Raw genomic sequence first — 18,945 nt, forward strand, 5'->3', positions numbered from 1 at the left:
GAGGTCCGGCCGCCGCCCGACCACCGAGCAGTCCCGAGACACCACCCGCACCGCCGAGCCCGTCCGCCGGGCGGAACGACCCACGCGGACCCGCGGACCCGCGACCCGCGGACCCGTGCACCCCGCGGAGCACACACGGCGCCCGCCCGGGCGCCCCGTCGACAGACCATCCGTACGACCGAGCAGAGAGTGTGGTTCCCCATGCCCTTCGAGGAAGAGATCGGCGGCGCCCTGCGCCGCACCGGCGAGACCATGACCCCCGCCGACCGGCTCCGGCTGGTCGAGGGCGGTACCGCCCGCGGCCGGCGCAAGGTGGCGCTGCGCCGTACGACCGTCGCCGGCAGCGTGCTGGCACTCGCCGCCGTCGTCCTGGGCGGGGGCCACGCGGCCGGGTTCCTGGGCGACGCGGGCGGTGCCGACGGCATGGCCTCCGTCGCCGCGCAGGGCGGCATCGGGGAGTCCGTGCCGGCCGTGGCCGCCGAACCCGGCGGGGCCGTCACCGCGCGGCAGATGCTGAAGACCTTCACGGGCCTGCTTCCCCGCGGCGACCTCTCGCAGCAGACCAGCAGCGGCAGCAGCAAGGACCGGTCCACCATGCCCTACGCCTCGGTCGTGCACGACGACGGCAAGGGCGCGGCGCAGATCTCGCTGAGCCTGAACACGATCGACCCGCAGGGCGAATCCGCCGACTCGATGGTGACCTGTCCCGACGCGGACCTCGTCGACTTCGACGACTGCCGCGAGGAGTCCCTCGCCGACGGGTCCCGCTACCTGTTCGTGCAGGGTTACGTGTACGACCGGAACAGGGGCGCGAAGCAGTGGCGGGCCACCCTGCTGACCCGTGAGGGCGTGCTGATCGACGCGAGCGAGTTCAACGCGCCCGCCGAGAAGGACGCGGCCGCCACCCGGAAGAACCCCCCGCTCACCCCGGCCCGGATGAAGGCCCTGGTGACGGCCCCCGCCTGGGATCCGATCGCCGCCGCCTTCCTGGCGGAGGCGGGCGCCGCGCCCGAGGCGCCGGAGAAGGACACTCTCCCCGGCGAGCCGTCCGGGGACGCCATGGTCGCCACGCTCACCGGACTGATGCCCGACGGGGTGACGGTGCGGGAGCCGAGCGGCGACTCCGGCTACGCGCAGGCCCTGGTCAACGACGGCAGGGGAGCCACCTTCGTCCAGGTCAACGCCCAGCCCGGGATGTCGGATCTGGTCAACGACTTCGACGACTGGACGAGCCTCTCCGACGGGACGCTCGTGCGCGAGGCGCAGGAGGCCGACCCCGATCAGAAGGGCGGCGACGGCGTGGTCGGCTGGACGGTGGACACCCTGCGCCCGGACGGATTCCGTGTCGTGATCACGGCGCTCAACGCGCCCGGCTGGGGGCAGGACGCCGTCCGTGCGGAGCCCGCCCTGACGACGGCCCAGCTGAAGGCCATCGCCCTCGACCCGGCGTGGCCCGGCCTGTCCTCCTGACCCCCTCCGGTTCCGGCCGCCACGGCGCGCCCGCCCCGGGTTGGGCACCGCGCACGCACCGGACCCGGCCCCCGGCTCCGGCGCGTCCCGCCCCCCGGGCCCGGACGGACGGCAGCCGCGCCGCCCTCCCCCTGGCTCTCCCCGGGGGACGGCGGCGGCGCCCGCCGGTCAGCCCGCCTCGTCCTTCGCGTCGGCGTAGCAGTCGACGACCGCGACGGTGAACGGGAAGCGCACCGGTGTCTCGCCGAAGGCCAGCCGCCCCGCAAGGTCCCCCGCCTCCCGGATCGCCCGGACGACCGCGTCCGCCTCGGCGGCGGGGCAGTGCACCACCACCTCGTCGTGCTGGAAGAAGACCAGCTCCGCACGGAGCGCCGACAGGGAACTCCGCAGCGCGGCCAGCATCAGCAGGGCCCACTCGGCGGCGCTGCCCTGCACCACGAAGTTCCTGGTGAACCGGCCCCAGGCACGGGCGTCCGAGGTGCCCGCGCGGGCCGTCCCGTCCTCGCCCTCCTGCGGGATGCCCGCCTCGCCGTCCTCCTCCGCCCCGGGCGCGCGGGGGCTGGTGCGGCCCAGCCACGTCCGCACGACGCGGCCCTCCTCGCCGGCCCGGGCGGCGTCGTCGACGCAGGCGACGGCGAGCGGGAACCTCCGCCGCAGCGCCGCCAGGTTCTTCAGCCCGTCCCCCGAGGTCTGCCCGTAGACCGCCCCGAGCAGCGCCAGTTTCGCGTGCGCCCGGTCGCCGGAGAACGCCCGGTCGGACAGGGCGGTGTAGAGGTCGCCGTCGTGACCGGCCACCTCCATCAGGCCCGGGTCGCGGGAGATCGCCGCGAGCACTCGCGGCTCCATCTGGTCCGCGTCGGCCACCACGAGGCGCCACCCCTCGTCCGCGACGACCGCCCGCCGGATCACCTTGGGGATCTGGAGCGCCCCACCCCCGTTGGTCGTCCACCGGCCCGAGGCCGCGCCGCCCGGCTGGTACTCGGGCCGGAAGCGGCCGTCGCGCACCCAGTCCTGGAGCCAGCTCCAGCCGTGGGCCGTCCAGATGCGGTACAGCTGCTTGTAGCGGATCAGCGGCTCGACGGCCGGGTGGTCGATCTCCTGGAGCTCCCAGCGACGGGTGGACCTGATCCTGATGCCCGCGCGGGCGAAGGCGCGGACGACGTCCGCCGGCAGGTCCGGGCGCACCCGGTGCCCGAACGCGGCGGACACCTCGTCGGCCAGTTCGGCGAGCCGCCGCGGCTCGCCGCCCCCCGCGTACCGCTCCCCGAGCAGTTCGCGCAGCACCTCCCGGTGGACGTCGGCCCGCCAGGGCAGTCCGGCCCGCTGCATCTCGGCGGCCACCAGCATGCCCGCCGACTCGGCCGCGGTGAGCAGCCGCATGCGTCCGGGGTGCGCGGTCGCGTCATGGCGCCGCTGCTGGCCGGCGTAGACCTCCAGCAGGGCCTCCAGGGGGACGTCCGTCTGCTGCGGCTCGAAGAGCGACGACTGTGCGCCGGGGACGGCCGCGCGTGCGGGCGGGTCCGGGGGCACCGGGGCGTGGTGCAGGCGGGCCAGGGCGGCCGCCGCGGAGCGGGGTTCGCCGAGCCTCCCCTCGTGGCCGAGGAGCAGCGGTTCGGCGCTCTCGACGTCGTAGCAGCGGGCGACCCGCACCCCGGCGGCGAGCAGCCGCGGGTAGACGCCGGCCGTGGCCCGCCACACCCAGCGGCCGACGTGGGGCCGCGAGCGGACGGCCTCGACCAGGTCCGGCTCGTCGAGGACCGGTCCCGCGGGCAGACCGCCGGGACCGAGGGGGACGAGGCGGGCCCCGTCCCCCTCGGTCGCCGTCACGGCCCACCGCTCGTCCATGGCTGCGAGTGTGACATCCGGGTCGGACACCGGGCCGTACCCCGAGCCGGGCACGGGGTACGGCCGGGCAGGACCCCGGGGCGCCGCGCGGGGCGCCGCGCGGACGGGTCCCGGCCCCGTAACCCGCCGGTCGCGCACGCGCGTCCGGTCACACCTCCGTCCTCCCTCCCGTCACACCTCCGGGGACCCGCCCGGCGTCCCGGGCCCCAGGCGGCGTATCACCCGGGCCGGGTTGCCCACGGCGAGCACTCCGGCCGGCAGGTCCCGGGTGACCACCGACCCGGCGCCGACGACGGTGTCCTCGCCGATGGTCACCCCGGGACAGACGATCACCCCGGCCCCGAGCCACACGTTGTCCCGGACGGTCACCGGCTCGGCCCGCTCCCAGCCCGCGCGCCGCCGTCCTGCGTCCAGTTCGTGGGTGGGCGTGAGCAGTTGCACGCCCGGACCGATCTGCACGTCCGCCCCGACGGTGATGGGCGCGGCGTCCAGGAACACGGCGTTGAAATTGACGAAGGTCCGGTCCCCGACGCTGATGTGGTAGCCGAAGTCGCACTGGAACGGCGGCCGGATCCGCACCTGGCGGCCGAGCGACCCGAACAGCTCCGCCAGGATGCCCTCCCGGTCGCCGGGCGCGGCACCGCCGTCCGCGTTGTACGCGGCGCAGAGCGCGAACCGGCGCTCGGTGTCCGCGGCCAGCTCGGGGTCGTCCGGCAGGTACCACTCGCCCGCCAGCATCCGGTCCTTGTTCACTCCCATGTGCGCGTTCCTCTCCGGTCACCGCTGTCCGTACGATCGATCCTGCTACGCGGCCGCGCACCGGACGGCCCGTTTCACCGGGGTGGGGACCGTGACATGGGTGGAGTGACCTGGCGCCGTGCGCGCACGGCCGTCGCGGCGGCCGCCGCCGCGACAGCGCTCTGTGCGGCGGCGTCCGGATGCGGGGCGCCGGCCGGGCCGGACACCGCCGCGGCTTCGGCCGGTGCACCCGGCCCGGGAGCCGGGGACGGCGAGGACGGCACCGGCGACGGGAACACCGACGGCGCCACGGACGCCGGGAAGGACGCGAACGACGCGAACGACGCGAACGGCCCGGTGGAGGCCGCGGGTTCCGTGGGCGCCGCCGGGTCCGCCTGCGGGCTCCCGGTCGCCTTCGACCTCGCGGAGGGCTGGGAGCCGGAGGCCGTGGAGCAGGACCCCGGCGGCGAGTTCGCCGCGCTCCTGGAGCAGGGCACGGTCTCGCTCCGCTGCGAGATCGACGCCAAGCCGGCGGGCCACATCGGCTTCCTGCGCGTCTGGGTCGGCGGCACGGCCGGCGACGACCCCCGTGCCGCGCTGGAGGCGTTCGTCGCCGACGCGGCCGCCGACCGCGAGGAGGAGGTGTACGCACCGGCCCGTGCCGGGAGGTACGAGGCGGTCGAAGCCCGCTGGCTCAACACGGGGGAGCTCCTCGACGCGCCGAAGCGGGAGCGCGCCTTCGCCGTGACCACGGCGGACGGGGTGGTGATCGTGGACCTCGGCGGTCTGGACACCGAGGAGCACGAGCAGATGCTGCCCGCCTACGAGTTGGCCAGAAAGAGTCTGCGCGACTCCTGAGCCGGGCACCCGGACGACGGCCGCCGCCGGCGGGCGCGACCGTCGCCCGGCGGATGTCGTGGCACCTTCTGCCCGCAGACGCCTGCCGCAAATGCCCCGCTCCCCGTACGCTCTGATGCCAAACGGGCGGCCGTGCCGTCCGCAAGGCGTGCCCGTCGTCCGCGGTGCACACTGTGACCGAGGCGCGGATCCACGCGACGGGAGGACCGTACGGTGAACGGGGGCAGTCGCAGACGACGCCTGACCAGTCGGCTCTCGGCCAGCAGCGCGTCGGTGGCTCCCTCGGGGAGCCGAGGGCTGCGCGTCCGCCGCGGTCGCCCCGATCCCGACCGGACCACCACCAGCGCCCGGCTCGCCTGGCTGAACTCCGCGAGCACCCGCATCGGCACCACCCTCGACCTGGAGCGGACGGCGCAGGAACTGGCCGAGTTCACCGTGCCCCGCTTCGCCGACGCCGCCGCGGTCGACATCCTGGAGGACGTGCTGCGCGGCGAGGAGGGGTCCCGCTGGACCGGCGCCGGCATCCCCGCGAGCCGTGCCATGGCGGTCTGCGCCGTCGACTCGCTCTCCTCCCTGGAGCCGACGCCGGTCGGGGTGACCATCAACCGGCCGGAGACGGCGCGCGAGACCCTGCTGCACCGCTACTGCCTCAGGCAGGGGAAGCCCGTGCTGGTCAGCCGCATGGAGAAGGCCGACTTCGAACGGGTGGCGCCCACCCCGAGCGCGGCGGCCAAGATGCGGGTCAACGGGGTGCACAGCTATCTGGCGGTGCCGCTGATTGCCCGCGGCGTCCTGCTGGGCACAGCCGACTTCGTGCGCGGCGCCGGCAGCAGGCCGTTCTCCACCACCGACCTCGCGCTCGCCGAACAACTCGCCTCGCGTGCAGCGGTCTTCATCGACAACGCCCGTCTCTACGGACGCGAACGCGAGCATGTGATCACCCTCCAGCGCAGTCTGCTGCCCCGTGCCACGCCGCTGACGCCGGGGCTGGAGGTGCACGCGGAGTACGCGCCCTCCGTCGCCGCACGCGGGGTCGGCGGCGACTGGTACGACGTGATGGCCCTGCCCGGCGGCCGGACCGCCCTCATGGTCGGCGACGTGATGGGCCACGGACTGCCGGCCGCCGCCACCATGGGACGGCTCCGCGCCGTCGGCCGGACGCTGATGACCCTGGACACCGCGCCGGAACGCATCCTCGCCCGGCTCGACCTCGCCACCCGGGACCTGGAGGACGAGCAGGTCGCCACCTGCCTCTGCGCCGTCTACGACCCGGCCGACGGGAGCTTCACCTTCGCCAGCGCCGGCCATCTGCCGCCGCTGCTGCTCGACGGCCGCGGGGACGCCGCGTTCCTGGACGTTCCCGTCGGGGCGCCGCTCGGCGCCGGCGTGATCCCGTACGACCCGCTGCGGGTGACGGCCCCCGAGGGCAGCCACCTCGTGTTCTACACCGACGGCCTGGTGAAGAACCGCGCGGACGACGTGGACGTCCAGCTCGACCGGCTGCGGACCAAGGCCCTGGCGCTGGGCCCGGGCCGGCTGGAGGAGGGGGAGCTGCTGGCCGAGGCCCCCAACGCCTTCCGCATCGACGAGGCGGTGCTGCTGGTCGCCGCCACCACCCCGGAACCGGGCGACGACCTGAAGGTGTGGACACTGCCCCGCGAGGGGAACGTGGCCTCCGTCGCCCGGCGCCTGGTAGCCGAACAGCTGGCGGCCTGGGGCCTGTCGGAGCTGACGGACGTCAGCGAACTGGTCGTCAGCGAACTCGTCGGCAACGCCCTGCGCTACGGCAACGGCCCCGGCCAGCTGCGTCTGCTGCGGGGCGAACGCCTCACCGTGGAGGTCTCCGACACCGGACCCGACCTGCCCCAGATCCAGCACGCGGACGTCAGCGACGAGGGCGGCCGCGGCCTCCAGCTCATCAACATGCTCTGCCGGCGCTGGGGTTCGTGCCGCACCGTCACCGGCAAGGTCGTGTGGGCGGAACAGAACATCGCCCCGCAGACGTACTAAGGCCCCGCGGACGTCCTGGCGCCCGCGGACGTACCGGCGCCGGCAGGCGTACCGCCGCCGCCGGTCCGGGCGGTGGGCGGCTCCCGCCGGGGACGGTGCCGCGGGGCCGGGGCGATGTCGCAGGCGTCCCCTAACCTGCCCGCATGACCGATCACGTGATCGACATCGGTACGACGGAACGCTTCCGGGCCTCGGCGGCCGCGCAGGGGCTGCCTCCCGCGGAGGTGGAGGAGTGGATACGGACCGTCCTGCCGAAGGCGGGGCTCACGGCACGCGGCGACGGGCCGGCGGCGGGCAGGTACGGCGGCGACGCGCCGCTGCCGCCCGGCGCGCCGGACCCCTCGCTCCCCTTCGTCGCCTCCGTCGACTGCGCCGCGCTCCCGCCCGGCTCCACCGGCCTTCCGCTGCCCCCCGACGGCCGGCTGCTGTTGTTCGCCCACCCCGACCTCGACGGCGACGGGCCCCAGCCGGACGCCGTGCGGTACGTGCCGGCCGGGAGTCCCGTGGTGCCGCGCCGCCGGGACGGGAACCGGGACCCGTTCCCGGAGCGGGCGCTGTTCCTGGCGCCCGGCAGTCTCTCCGCGCAGCAGCCCGAGGATTTCGCCGACGGGTGGTGGGGCGAACCCGAGCTGGAGCACTACGACCTCGCCGGGGATCTCGGTGATGCCTGGGACGACGCGTACGACGGCGACCACACCGGGTTCCAGCTCGGGGGCAACCCGCTCACCCGGAACACCCATCCCGTGCGGACGATCGCCCGCCACCGCGCGCTGGAGGAGGAGGCCGGCGAGTGGGTGCTCCTCGCCGCCTGGCTGTGCGGCGAGGACGTGCCCGACCTGGAAGACGGCATCGTCCACTGGGTGATCCCGCGCGGGGACCTTGCCGCACTGCGTTTCGACCGGGTCGAGGTCCACGTGGAGATCTGACGACGACGACCGAGGAGGTGCCCGGCGGGCACCCGCTCCCGACGGTCCGCCCCGGGCCCTGCGCGGAGCCGGCGGCTCACGCGGCACCGGGCCGGGCACCCGGCCCCGTCCACCCGCTGTCCCGCTCGGGCCCTCCGGCCGGGGTGCATCCCTCGGCCGGCCCGGTGGCGAGGTGTGCGCGGTCGCGTGCTGCGGACTTCCGGTGCCGGGCACGGCCTTGCGGGTGGTTGCCTCCGGCCCGCCTCGGCCGGTCCTGCGGGCGTCCGCCGTCGGGCTGCCCTGCGGGTGGTGACCGCTGCCCCGCTCGGGCCCTCCGGCCGGGGTGCATCCCTCGGCGGGCCCGGTGGTGACGTCCGCGCGACCGGGAAACGGGGGCGGCCGGGCGCCCGGCCCGACCCTGCGGGCGGTCACCCGCGCCCCGGCCCCGCGGGCGTCCGCCTCGCCCCAGCAGGCGGGCCACCCGCCCCGGCGGCACCCCGCCCCGGGTCAGGCCGTCCCGCTCCGCGGGCAGGCCGCCGTCGCGCAGAGCGCCGCGATCACCGCGCACGCGCCCGCCGCCGCGGCGGCCGGGCCCCACGGGACCGCCATCGCCACCGGCGCGCCCAGCGCCGTCAGCGCGGCGGCCGTCCCCCCGAGCTCGACCGCGGCCACCAGCGCGCCGAGCACCGCGCCCACCGCCACCGCGAGCAGCGCCTCGCCGGCCACCGTCCGCAGCACCTGCGCGCGGGTGGCGCCGGCCAGCCGGAGCGACGCCGTCTCGTCCCGCCGCGCGGCCGTCGCCATCAGCAGCGTGCCCGCCAGAGCGACGGCCGTGTAGACGAGCGCGATGCCGAGGACGACGAGCAGCCCGAGCCGTGTCTGCGGGTTCGTCCGCGGATGGGCCGCCGCGGCCCAGGCGTCGGCCGTGCGGACCGTGCCCCCGGTGGCGTCCCGCAGGGCCTGCGCCGCGGCGGCCGGGTCCGTGCCGGGGGCGGGTCCCACGTCGATCCGGTCGACCGGCGCGCCGGGGGCGTTGGCGGCGGTGACGAAGACGGAGTCGGCGCCCGCGCCGACGGCGACCACGGCGGCGATCCGCAGCCGTGCGGGCCGCCCGTCGCCGAGCCACACGTCGACCCGGTCGCCGACGGTCCGCCGCTCCCACTCCTCGCTCACCACGATCGACCCGTCGTCGAGGTCGCGTACGTCGCCCGCGACCAGCGGGAGCCGGGAGAGGCCGGCGAACGCGGCCGGGTCGCCCACCCCGCGCGCTTCGTACCGGATCAGCGCGGTGTCCTCCTCGCGCACGAAGACGGACGTCGGGGCCGACCCGGAGACGGTGGCCCCCAGGAGCGCGGCCCCGGTCGGCCGGGGGACCGTCAGGTCCTCGCCGGTCACGACCAGTTCGGCAGCGGTGCGTGTCCGCGCCTCGGCGGCCCGCGAGGCCGTCACCGTCCCGGTCGAGCCGAGCAGCGAGCCGGTGAGCGCGACGGTCACCAGGACAGGTGCGGCGATCGCCGACGTGCGCCGCACCGAGGCCGCCGTGTTCTCGCGGACGAGCAGCCCGACACCGCCCCGGCCCGCCGGGAGCAGCCGGGCGAGGCGGCGCACCAGCAGGGGGGAGAGCAGCGCGACCGCGGTGATCAGGAGCATCGGCCGGGTGGTCCGGCTCTTGCGGCCCAGCAGATCCGCCGGGTCGCCGGCGAGCCCCCACAGCAGCAGTCCGGCGCCCGCGACGGCGAGCACGGCGCCCAGGACGAGCCGCCCGCGCGGCAGGACGCCGGTGTCCACGTCGGCCTCGCGCAGCGCCTCGGCGGGGCCGACCCGGCCGGCCCGCCGCGACGCCGCCCACACCCCGGCCACCGCGACCAGCAGCCCGGTCCAGAACGCCGCGTGCAGCGGCCACTGCACGTCCGTCCGGATGGCGAACCAGCCGGGCGCCGCACCTCCGCCGGCCAGCAGCCGTCCCAAGGGCGGCGCGCCCAGGGCGCCGAGCACGCATCCGGCGGCCGAGGCGGCCGTGCCCATGACGAGGGCTTCGGTGAGCAGCACCCGGCGCACCTGACCGGGTGTGGCGCCGGTGGCGCGCAGCAGCCCGAACTCGCGGCGGCGCAGCGCCACCGCGAAGGCGAACGTGGAGGCGACGACGAAGACGGAGACGAACGCGGCCACGCCGCCGGCCGTGCCGAGCAGGGCGTTGACGGAGACCAGCGCCCGTGCGTCCTGCTCCGTGCGGGCATCGGCGCGTGTCCGGGCGTCGCCGGTGAGGACCTGGGCGCGGTCGCCCACGAGGGCGCGTACCGCGTCGGACGGGGCGTCGACGCCGACCGCGTCCGGCCCGCCGGCGCGCACCACGGTGCCCAGCGTGCCCAGTTCGCGGACGAGTGCGGCGTCCACAGGGTGTGGACGGTCGAGCCGTTTCGACACCCGGGCGGTGCCGGGGCCCCGCCGCACCTCGGCGGTCAGCGTGTCATGTCCCATCACCACCACCGGCGACGACGCGAAACGTTCCGGCGCCCGCCGCGGGGCGTCGAGGGTGGAGGCGAGGCCGAGGCCCATGGCGGTCAGCAGTCCGACCCCGAGGGCCAGGGCGGCGAAGCTCGCGACGAAGGCGGCCCAGCGGGCCCGGAGTCCGGCGAGGGCGACGGTCAGCACGGGACGGCCTCCAGTCCCGCGAGGCGGGCGGCGACGGCGTCGGCGGCCGGCGCCGCCATCTCCCCCGCGACCCGCCCGTCGACCAGGAACACCACCCGGTCGGCGAAGGAGGCGGCGACCGGGTCGTGGGTGACCATGACGACGGTCTGCGCCGCGGTGTCCACCAGGCCCCTGAGCAGGGTGAGCACCTCGCGGCTGGTGACGGTGTCCAGCGCGCCGGTCGGCTCGTCGCCGAACAGCACCGCGGGCCGGGTGATCAGGGCGCGGGCGAGCGCCACGCGCTGCTGCTGTCCGCCGGACAGCTGCGCGGGCCGGTGCCCGGCCCGCTCCCGCAGGCCGACCCGCTCCAGCGCGTCGAGCACGGCGGCCCGGGAGGGCCGGCGTCCGGCGAGGCGCAGCGGCAGCGCCACGTTCTGCGCGGCGGTCAGGGAGGGGATCAGGTTGTACGCCTGGAAGACGAAGCCGACGCGTTCCCGGCGCAGCAGGGCGAGCCGCCGCTCGCCCAGGCCGTCGAGCGGCACACCGTCGATCTCGACGCGCCCCGAGGTGGGCCGGTCGATGCCCGCGGCGCAGTTCAGCAGGGTGGACTTGCCGGAGCCGGACGGCCCCATCACGGCGGTGAAGCTGCCGCGGGCGAAGTCGAGGCGGACCCCGTCGAGCGCGGTGACGCCGCGGTGGACACGGCGGAGGTCGGTGAGCCGTACGGCCGGTGTGTTCATGCCACCGATGCTTCCGTCCGGGCCCGCGCCGGACACGACCACGAGGGGGCGTCTGCGGGGTAGTGCCTGCCCTACCCCCGTGCACCCCGTGACACCATCCCCTGTGTGAGCACGGTCGAGAAGGCGCTGGCCGCGGCGCTGTACGCGGAGGGCGACGACGCCCTGGACACGGCGGCGTCCCTCCTCGCGGCCGATCCGGCGGCCGACGCGGAGCTGGACCGCCGGGGCGAGCTGCTGCTGCGCGGGGCCTGGGAGCGCGGATGGCAGCCGGAGGACGTGGCCCGGCTGGTCCGGCGCGACCTGGACGAGGCGCACGGCCGGCTCCTCGCGGGACTGGCAGTCGCCGAGTCCGCCGCCTACGGCGACCGGCTTCCGCCGCGCTGGCGGGCCCAGATCGCGGGGCTGGGGAGCCTCGGGCCGTACCGGGCGGACCGCTTCACGCGGGCCACCGCGGTGCTGGAGCTGTACCGGCTGCTGGCCCGTCTGCCGCGCATCGAGCCCGTCGGCCCGCCGCCCGGCGGCGCGCCGCTGTCGGCGCCCGCCCCTGCGCACGAGCCCCGCATGCTGACCCGGGTCCGGGCGCTGCTCGCCAAGGCGGAGGCGACGGGCTTCCCGCAGGAGGCCGAGGCGCTGACGGCCAAGGCCCAGGAACTGATGGCCCGGCACAGCATCGACGAGGCCGTGCTCGCCCACGGCGCCCCGTCGGCGCAGGAGCCGTCCGCCTGCCGCATCGGCGTGGACGCCCCGTACGAGACGGCGAAGGCGGTCCTCCTCGACGCCGTGGCCGGAGCCAACCACTGCCGGGCCGTGTGGAACAGCGCGTTCGGCTTCTCCACGGTGGTCGGCTTCGAGGGGGACCTGGAGGCGGTCGAGCTGCTGTACACCTCGCTGCTGGTGCAGGGCACCACGGCGATGACGGTGGCCGAGTCCGCGCAGCGCGCCGGCGGCCGCAAGCGGACCAAGACGTTCCGGCAGTCGTTCTGGACGGCCTACGCGGCCCGTCTCGGCGACCACCTCGCCGCCGTGGCGGAGGAGGTGGTGACCGGTGACCTGCTGCCGGTACTCGCCACCCGCGAACTGGCCGTCACCGACCGCGCCGACCGGATGTTCCCCGAGACCACCACGACCCGGGTGCGGGGCGCGACCGATCCCGAGGGCTGGCGCGACGGCACCTCGGCCGCGGACCGCGCCCGCCCCACCGGGCCGCCCCGGCCCCGGCTGCGGGGACGCGACGGCTGAGCCGGCCCGCGCGCTCCGCCGCCGCGGGCGGCGGCCACCGTGCGTGGGGCTGTGCCACGCGTGCCCCGGGGCACCCGCATACCCGTGCCCGGCCGGACGGCCGCACTCGTGCCGTGGCGCCGACGGGCCCCGCCCGCGCCGTGGGCCGCGTCAGGGGCCCCGGGAGGCGCCGCGCACCTGTGCCGCGCGGCGGACGCCCGCACCCCGTGCGGTGAGGGCCGGCGTCCCTGCCCGCGCGCCGCGTGGCGGACGGACGCGCACCGACGGGTGAGGCGTCCGCCTCACGCGTCGGTGCGGACGACGACCACCAGGGTGCGGGGGCCGTGCACCCCCTCGACCCGCTCCAGTTCGATGTCGGACGTCGCGGACGGGCCGCTGATCAGCGTCGTGGGCCGCCCGGTGACGAGCCGGGCGAGCGCCTCCGGCACCCCGGCCTCCACCGTCGACAGGTCCACCACGCACACATGGAGGTCCGGCACGAGCGACAGGGCCCGCCGCCCCTGGTCCGGGGAGGCGTCCAGGAAGACGGTGCCGGTCTCGGCGCAGCCGGCGGCCGCCCCGGTGACGACCCCGTCCAGCGATTCGAGGTCCCGGGGCGGCACGTCGGCGGAGTCCTCGAACACCTCCCCGTCCCATCCGGCGAGCCAGCTCCGGTCGAGCCCGGCCGGCACACCGACCCGGCGGGCCCCGCGGTCCGCGAGCGCCCGGCCGACGGCCGCCGCCGTGCCGTCCGCCGTGCAGGTGAGCACCGTGGCCCGGTAGTCGGTGAGCCGGTCGGTGAAGAGGCCGAGACGCTCCTCGTCGGGCAGCAGGCGCCCGGTCCGGTACGCCCGGGGGACCGTGGTCCGCGCGGGCGGGGCGAGGGCGAGCGCGTCGCGGACCCGGCCGAGCACGGTCTCCCGCGCGGCCGAGATCGTGGTGCCTGTCGTGCCGGGGGTGCCCGTGGTCACTGGTCCTCCTGCTGGTCGTCGCCGTGCGCGGGGCCGTCGGCACTCCGCCGCTCGCCCTCCCGGGCGGCCTCGCGCAGGGCTGCCGCCCCCTCCGCGGAGGCGAACCAGTCGCGGAAGGTCTGCGCGGGGGGTGCGGGCGTGTCCCTGGTGTCGCTCCAGCCGGACAGCGGCCGAGGGAGCCGGCCGATCGTGCCGTCCCGCCCCGCGACCGCGCGCCCGAGGCGCGCGGTGCGCTGCGCGGCGGTCCAGAGCCGGGGGCGTCCCATCACGGCGGCGGCCGCCCGCATGGCCAGCCGCTCCGCGGAGCGCCCGGTCTCCTCGGTCTTCTGGTGGCGGAGTTCGACGAGCAGCGACGGGATGTCGATCTTCACCGGGCAGGCGTCGTAGCAGGCCCCGCAGAGCGTCGAGGCGTACGGGAGGGAGCTGTTGGGGTCGTCGGCGGCGGCGTGCATGCCCGCGAGCTGGGGGGTGAGCACCGCGCCGATCGGCCCCGGATAGGTGGACCCGTAGGCGTGGCCGCCGACCCTCTCGTAGACCGGGCAGACGTTGAGGCACGCGGAGCAGCGGATGCAGTTGAGCGCCTGGCGCCCCACGGAGTCGGCGAGGGCGGCGGTGCGCCCGTTGTCGAGCAGGACCAGATGGAAGTCCTGCGGGCCGTCCCCCTCGGTGACACCCGTCCACAGGGAGGTGTACGGGTTCATCCGCTCCCCGGTCGAGGAGCGGGGCAGCAACTGGAGGAAGACCTCCAGGTCCTGATGGCGCGGGAGGACCTTCTCGATGCCCATCACGGTGATGAGGGTCTCGGGGAGGGTCAGGCACATCCGGCCGTTGCCCTCGGACTCGACGACGCCCAGGGTGCCGGTCTCGGCGATGCCGAAGTTCGCGCCCGAGACGGCGACGCGGGTGGTCATGAACTTCTCGCGGAGGTAGGCCCGTGCGGCGGCCGCGAGGTGCTCCGGGACCGCGTCGAGGCCGGGGTCGACGCCGGGGATCTCGCGCAGGAAGATCTCGCGGATCTCGTCGCGGTTGCGGTGGATCGCCGGGACGAGGATGTGCGAGGGCCGGTCGTGGCCGAGCTGCACGATGAGTTCGGCGAGGTCCGTCTCCCAGGGGGTGATCCCGGCCTGCTCCAGGTGCTCGTTGAGCCCGATCTCCTGGGTGGCCATGGACTTGACCTTGATGACCTCGTCGCTGCCGGTCGCCCTGACCAGCCGGGTGACGATCTCGTTGGCCTCGGCCCCGTCGCGGGCCCAGTGCACGGTGCCGCCGCGTTCGGTGACCCGGCGCTCCAGCTCCTCCAGCAGCTCGGGCAGCCGGGCCAGGGCGTCGGTCTTGATGGCCGCGCCCGCGTCGCGCAGCTCCTCCCAGTCCGGCAGTTCGGCGGTGACGGCGATCCGCTTGCCGCGGATCGTGCCCGTGGCGCGTCCCAGGTTGCGGCGCAGCTGCTCGTTGCGCAGCTCGCCGGCGGCGGCACGGGGGAACGCCTGCTCGCCGCGGAGGTTGCCCTCGCCGTAGGGGACCCGCGGCGGGCGGGCGGGCATGCCGAGGAAGGTGTTCGTGGACTGCGGGGTCCCGGCTCGGCTCATCGGGCTGCCTCCGTCAGGGCGTGGGGCGCGGTGCGTGTGGCGGCGAGGATCTGGGCGAGGTGGAGCGTGCGGGTGCCGGCCTTGATCCGGGACAGCCCGCCGCCGATGTGCATCAGGCAGGACGAGTCGCCGGCGGTGCACACGTCGGCCCCGGTGGCCCTCACATGGCGCATCTTGTCCTCCAGCATGGCGGCCGAGGTGCCGGCGTTCTTCAGGGCGAAGGTGCCGCCGAAACCGCAGCAGGAGTCGGCCTGTTCCAGTTCGACCAGGTCGATTCCCTCCACGGCCCGCAGCAGCCGCAGCGGCTTGTCGCCGACGCGCAGCATCCGCAGCGAGTGGCAGGTGGGGTGGTAGGTGACCCGGTGGGGGAAGTAGGCGCCGACGTCCGTCACGCCGAGGACGTCCACGAGGAGTTCGGAGAGCTCGTACGTCTTGGCCCCGACCTCGGCGACCGCGCTGCGCAGCGCGGCGTCGCCGTAGCGCTCGGCGACGATCCCGTGCTGGTGGCGCACGGAGCCCGCGCAGGAGCCGGAGGGCATGACGACCGCGTCGAGGGAGGCGTCCCGGAAGGTCTCGGCGAAGTTGCGCACCAGAGGGACCGGTTCGCGCTGGTAGCCGGTGTTGACGTGCATCTGGCCGCAGCAGGTCTGCTCCGGCGGGAACACGACCTCGTGGCCGAGCCGGGCCAGGAGGAGGGCGGTCGCCCGCACCGCGTCGGGGAACAGGGTGTCCCCGAGGCAGGTGGCGAAGAGTCCGATACGCATGACGGGTCTCCACGGGAATGTATGGTCCGACCATACTAGCGACGGTCCATCCCGGCGCAAGGACCTTCCGTCGTGTGGTCGGACCTTTCTGGGCCCCGGACGGCGACCGCCTCCGACGAGGACCGCCCCCGTCCGCAACCGCCCGACCGGGACCGCCGACGGCAACGCCCAACCGGAACCGCCCGACCGGACCCCGTCCGCAACCGCCCGTCCGCAACCGCCCGACCGTTACCCCCGTCCGGAACCGACCGGGGACTGACGGGACCGCCCCGCCGGGCGGGTCCCGTCAGTCCCCGGGCGGGGTGTCGGCCACCAGCCCGCCGTGGAAGCCGCGGATGTGGCGCTCCGCGAGCGCCGCCGCCGCCTCGCCCTCACCGGCCCGCACCAGACGCAGCAGCTCCGCGTGCTCGGCGGCGAGCGCGGCCGCCGCGGCGGGCCAGTCCTCCGCCGTCTCCAGCGCGCGCAGGATCAGCGGCCGCACGGACTCGCGCACCGCGGAGGTGAGCGTCGAGGTGAGCTGGTTGCCGGAGGCGCGGGCGACGAGCACGTGGAAACGGGTGTCCAGGTCGTTGAAGCGCTCGACGCCGGTCCCCGGGCGCTCCATCGCCGCCACGAGGTCGCCGAGCTCCGCCAGCTGCTCCTTTGACGCGTTCCGCGCGGCCGCCTCGAAGCTGGAGCGTTCCAGGACGACGCGGGCCTCCAGCATGTCCTCCAGGGTGTAGCTGCCCAGCGCGAAGTGCAGCCGCAGCAGCCTGCCGAGGGCGTCGTCCGGGTTGCGGACCATCCGGGCCCCCGAGTCGGGACCCCGGCCCGCCTGCGCGCTCAGCACGCCGATGGTCTCCAGCACCCGCAGGGCCTCGCGGAGCGCGGAGCGGCTGACGCCGAGGACGGGAGCGAGCTCCCGTTCGGGCGGGAGGCGGTCGCCGGCCTTGAGGTCACCGGAGAGCACGCGCTGCTCGATGCTCTCCAGGACCAGTTCGTGTGTGCGGGACTGCCGCACGGGGTGCCATTCGGCGGCCATCCGTAACTCCCGGATCGGTCGGTGGGCGGCGCTCGGCGGTCTGCCCGGATCGGTCGGTGGGCGCCGCCGAGCGACTATGTCACACACACATAATGGTCCGACCGCAGACGGAACGGCGACGGGCCGCGTCTCCGGGGAGACCGCGGCCCGTCGTGCCGGGCCCCCGGTACCGGGCGGCCCGTCGGGCGTCAGGACGCCGACAGCTCCGTGGGCAGGCCGTCCGGCAGCGTCGCGCCGTCGCTCTTCTTCAGGGTGTCCTTCGCCCCGGCGTCCCAGGAGACGACCAGGGTCGTGCCGTCGTTGGACTCGATGGCGCCCATGGTGCGGTCGGTGTTCCCGTCCGCGCACTTGAGGGACAGCATCGGGCTGCCGTCGTGGTCCTCGACCGCGCCGGTGCAGGCGTGCCCGTCGGCCAGCAGCGCCGCCTTGCCGTTCTTGACGGAGAGCACCACCGGCTTGGAGTCGGTCACGCCGGCCCAGGTGCCCTCGACGTCCTCCGGCTGCTGCGCCTCGCCGCCGGCTTCGGCGGAGGCGGTCGGGGACGCCGGCGTCTTGCCCTCGTCGCCGCCGCTGTCGCCGCTGCCGCAGCCGGTCAGCGCGAGAGCGGCCGCGAGTCCTGCGGCCGCGGCCGCGATGCGTACGGGCTTGAACACGTCTCTGTCCCCCTGATCGATGGCACGACGCCGTCAAGCTACCAGGGCGGCGAACGGCTCCCGCGACGCGGCGGCGCCTCCCGGCCGCCCGTCCGCCGCACCCCCGACTCCCGTCCGCCGCGTCCCCGACTCCCGTGCTCCGGGGGCGAGTACGCGGGACGGACGGCACCCCCGCGCGGCGCGCCCGGCGGGTCCCGGAGTCCCGGCGGGAGCGGCGCGGAGGCCCCGCGCGCTGAACGGACGGTCAGTTGCGGCAGTCTCCCGAGGCGCGGTGGGGGGACGGTCCTGTAACCGCGGGAACACCCCGTGTGCACGTGCATCTGCCAGTGCATCCGCTCACGCGTCCGCACGTGAACACAGCTATGATCCGGGATGGTTGACACCTGCACCTTGCACCCCGGGAGCGATTTGTGCGCCACGTGTACAACGGCATAACAGCCACGGAGCTGCAGGGAGTTGTCTGGCAGAAGAGCCGCCACAGCAACTCCCAGGGCTCCTGCGTGGAGTTCGCCAAGCTTCCCGGCGGTGATGTGGCGATGCGCAACTCACGGCATCCCGAAGGCCCCGCACTGGTGTACACGCCCGCGGAGATAGAAGCGTTGCTCCTGGGCGTCAAGGACGGCGAATTCGACCACCTGGTCGCCTGAAGCAAGCACCTCCCCGCGGCACCCCGCACGGGACGCGAGGACTTCCCCGCCCCACCGCACACCACCGGACGCCTCCTCGCGCGCCCGGGGGCGACCCGGCGGGGCCACTCCGTCGCCCCGTGCCCCGAAGGGCGGGCGGCTCTCGCGTGGCCGGCGGGGATCAGCCCAGCCGGAACAGCGCCCAGACGACCTTGCCGCGCAGCGAACCGGCCAGCGGGTGCCAGCCCCATCCGTCACTGAAGGAGTCGACGAGGAACAGGCCGCGGCCGGACTCGGCCGCGAAGTCCTCCTCGGACTCGCGTTCGGCGGGTCCGTCGTGGCTGGGGTCGCGCACCGCGCACACCAGCCGGCTCTGCCACCGCATCAGGTGCAGCCGCACCGGCGGTTCGTGGGCGGCGGCGTGCACGGTGACGGACGACTCGTCGGGCAGCGCGTGGCGCAGCGCGTTGGTGACGAGTTCGGACACCACGAGGGAGACGTCGTCGAAGCGGTGGCCGAGTTCCCACCTGCCGAGCGTGCTCCGGGTGAACTGCCGTGCGCCGCGCACCGCTTCGAAGCGGGCGGGCAGTGCGCAGGAGGCGGAGCTGGAGACGGCGGAGGGATCGATCGGCGGAAGGCCCTGCCGTAACGGCTCGAGCATGGTCGATCCATTCGTCCCCATGCGAGGCACTCCCGGGAATCGCGGCTGTGACGCTACAACACGAACGAGCACGCAGGTGCGCGGCGCCCATGCTTCCCAATGCCTACGGCAGATGCAAGGGCAGATGCACGTGCACGCGCCTGCCATGTCCCTGCCTATATCCATTCCTGTGCTTTTCTTCCGTCACTCTCTTTCGTCTCACGTTCAACTTCTGGCCAAGAGTCACCCGTTTCTGTAATCGGACGAGT

The 18,945-nt window shown here is 75.6% G+C and carries 16 protein-coding genes; 6 read left to right on the top strand and 10 right to left on the bottom strand.

The window, feature by feature from the left end:
• The first annotated feature begins 201 nt into the window (after positions 1-201).
• Entirely contained in the window at positions 202-1,470 is a 1,269-nt protein-coding gene (locus IAG43_RS17380) for a hypothetical protein (RefSeq protein WP_246574404.1), read from the top strand.
• 168 nt (positions 1,471-1,638) lie between these two features.
• Here IAG43_RS17380 and IAG43_RS17385 read toward each other — a convergent pair whose 3' ends face one another.
• Together IAG43_RS17385 and IAG43_RS17390 are read right to left on the bottom strand one after the other, a co-directional pair.
• Complete coding sequence (locus IAG43_RS17385; protein WP_187741643.1) at positions 1,639-3,315, bottom strand: bifunctional 3'-5' exonuclease/DNA polymerase; 1,677 nt, start codon at positions 3,313-3,315, stop codon at positions 1,639-1,641.
• Positions 3,316-3,486: 171 nt separating this feature from the next.
• Positions 3,487-4,074, bottom strand: a complete 588-nt coding sequence (locus IAG43_RS17390) for a sugar O-acetyltransferase (RefSeq protein WP_187741644.1) — start codon at positions 4,072-4,074, stop codon at positions 3,487-3,489.
• A 96-nt stretch (positions 4,075-4,170) separates the two neighbouring features.
• Here IAG43_RS17390 and IAG43_RS17395 point away from each other — a divergent pair, with 96 nt between their 5' ends.
• The 3 genes from IAG43_RS17395 (at position 4,171) to IAG43_RS17405 (ending at position 7,847) form a co-directional block, all read left to right on the top strand.
• Entirely contained in the window at positions 4,171-4,911 is a 741-nt protein-coding gene (locus IAG43_RS17395; protein ID WP_187741645.1) for a lipoprotein, read from the top strand.
• A 213-nt stretch (positions 4,912-5,124) separates the two neighbouring features.
• Positions 5,125-6,921, top strand: coding sequence for an ATP-binding SpoIIE family protein phosphatase (locus tag IAG43_RS17400; RefSeq protein ID WP_187741646.1), 1,797 nt, complete (start codon positions 5,125-5,127; stop codon positions 6,919-6,921).
• Positions 6,922-7,064: 143 nt separating this feature from the next.
• The gene (locus IAG43_RS17405) at positions 7,065-7,847 is read left to right on the top strand and encodes a DUF1963 domain-containing protein (RefSeq protein WP_187741647.1); all 783 of its coding nucleotides are present in this window, start codon (positions 7,065-7,067) and stop codon (positions 7,845-7,847) included.
• Between the two features lie 486 nt (positions 7,848-8,333).
• On the opposite strand, the gene IAG43_RS17410 is transcribed toward IAG43_RS17405, so the two are convergent.
• On the bottom strand, positions 8,334-10,478 hold the full coding sequence (locus tag IAG43_RS17410) for an ABC transporter permease (RefSeq protein ID WP_187741648.1): 2,145 nt from the start codon (positions 10,476-10,478) through the stop codon (positions 8,334-8,336).
• Positions 10,472-11,197, bottom strand: coding sequence for an ABC transporter ATP-binding protein (locus IAG43_RS17415; protein WP_187741649.1), 726 nt, complete (start codon positions 11,195-11,197; stop codon positions 10,472-10,474). The genes IAG43_RS17410 and IAG43_RS17415 overlap by 7 nt, the downstream gene beginning before the upstream one ends.
• 96 nt (positions 11,198-11,293) lie before the next feature.
• Here IAG43_RS17415 and IAG43_RS17420 point away from each other — a divergent pair, with 96 nt between their 5' ends.
• Positions 11,294-12,436: a DUF2786 domain-containing protein gene (locus tag IAG43_RS17420; protein ID WP_187744510.1), complete on the top strand. Its 1,143-nt coding sequence runs from the start codon at positions 11,294-11,296 to the stop codon at positions 12,434-12,436.
• Between the two features lie 281 nt (positions 12,437-12,717).
• On the opposite strand, the gene IAG43_RS17425 is transcribed toward IAG43_RS17420, so the two are convergent.
• The 5 genes from IAG43_RS17425 to IAG43_RS17445 form a co-directional block, all read right to left on the bottom strand.
• Positions 12,718-13,350: a LutC/YkgG family protein gene (locus tag IAG43_RS17425; protein WP_187744511.1), complete on the bottom strand. Its 633-nt coding sequence runs from the start codon at positions 13,348-13,350 to the stop codon at positions 12,718-12,720.
• A gap of 32 nt (positions 13,351-13,382) precedes the next feature.
• Positions 13,383-14,972 (bottom strand): lactate utilization protein B, encoded by a 1,590-nt coding sequence (locus tag IAG43_RS17430; RefSeq protein WP_187741650.1) that lies wholly within the window; start codon positions 14,970-14,972, stop codon positions 13,383-13,385.
• Complete coding sequence (locus tag IAG43_RS17435; protein ID WP_187741651.1) at positions 14,969-15,736, bottom strand: (Fe-S)-binding protein; 768 nt, start codon at positions 15,734-15,736, stop codon at positions 14,969-14,971. The genes IAG43_RS17430 and IAG43_RS17435 overlap by 4 nt, the downstream gene beginning before the upstream one ends.
• Before the next feature lie 286 nt (positions 15,737-16,022).
• Positions 16,023-16,757: a FadR/GntR family transcriptional regulator gene (locus IAG43_RS17440; protein WP_187741652.1), complete on the bottom strand. Its 735-nt coding sequence runs from the start codon at positions 16,755-16,757 to the stop codon at positions 16,023-16,025.
• A 188-nt stretch (positions 16,758-16,945) separates the two neighbouring features.
• The gene (locus tag IAG43_RS17445) at positions 16,946-17,410 is read right to left on the bottom strand and encodes a hypothetical protein (RefSeq protein WP_187741653.1); all 465 of its coding nucleotides are present in this window, start codon (positions 17,408-17,410) and stop codon (positions 16,946-16,948) included.
• Between the two features lie 410 nt (positions 17,411-17,820).
• On the opposite strand from IAG43_RS17445, the gene IAG43_RS17450 reads away from it, so the two are divergent.
• The gene (locus IAG43_RS17450; protein WP_187741654.1) at positions 17,821-18,057 is read left to right on the top strand and encodes a DUF397 domain-containing protein; all 237 of its coding nucleotides are present in this window, start codon (positions 17,821-17,823) and stop codon (positions 18,055-18,057) included.
• A gap of 160 nt (positions 18,058-18,217) precedes the next feature.
• On the opposite strand, the gene IAG43_RS17455 is transcribed toward IAG43_RS17450, so the two are convergent.
• Positions 18,218-18,718 (bottom strand): ATP-binding protein, encoded by a 501-nt coding sequence (locus tag IAG43_RS17455; RefSeq protein ID WP_187741655.1) that lies wholly within the window; start codon positions 18,716-18,718, stop codon positions 18,218-18,220.
• Between the last annotated feature and the right edge of the window lie 227 nt (positions 18,719-18,945).

The sequence above is a fragment of the Streptomyces genisteinicus genome, assembly GCF_014489615.1.
Classification (GTDB): Bacteria; Actinomycetota; Actinomycetes; order Streptomycetales; family Streptomycetaceae; genus Streptomyces; species Streptomyces genisteinicus.

Bases quoted from the DNA above. Each gene is read 5' to 3' on its own strand.
- IAG43_RS17380 (WP_246574404.1), top strand. From the start codon at position 202: ATGCCCTTCGAGGAAGAGATCGGCGGCGCCCTGCGCCGCACCGGCGAG.
- IAG43_RS17385 (WP_187741643.1), bottom strand. From the start codon at position 3,315: ATGGACGAGCGGTGGGCCGTGACGGCGACCGAGGGGGACGGGGCCCGC.
- IAG43_RS17390 (WP_187741644.1), bottom strand. From the start codon at position 4,074: ATGGGAGTGAACAAGGACCGGATGCTGGCGGGCGAGTGGTACCTGCCG.
- IAG43_RS17395 (WP_187741645.1), top strand. From the start codon at position 4,171: ATGGGTGGAGTGACCTGGCGCCGTGCGCGCACGGCCGTCGCGGCGGCC.
- IAG43_RS17405 (WP_187741647.1), top strand. From the start codon at position 7,065: ATGACCGATCACGTGATCGACATCGGTACGACGGAACGCTTCCGGGCC.
- IAG43_RS17415 (WP_187741649.1), bottom strand. From the start codon at position 11,197: ATGAACACACCGGCCGTACGGCTCACCGACCTCCGCCGTGTCCACCGC.
- IAG43_RS17430 (WP_187741650.1), bottom strand. From the start codon at position 14,972: ATGAGCCGAGCCGGGACCCCGCAGTCCACGAACACCTTCCTCGGCATG.
- IAG43_RS17435 (WP_187741651.1), bottom strand. From the start codon at position 15,736: ATGCGTATCGGACTCTTCGCCACCTGCCTCGGGGACACCCTGTTCCCC.
- IAG43_RS17440 (WP_187741652.1), bottom strand. From the start codon at position 16,757: ATGGCCGCCGAATGGCACCCCGTGCGGCAGTCCCGCACACACGAACTG.
- IAG43_RS17455 (WP_187741655.1), bottom strand. From the start codon at position 18,718: ATGGGGACGAATGGATCGACCATGCTCGAGCCGTTACGGCAGGGCCTT.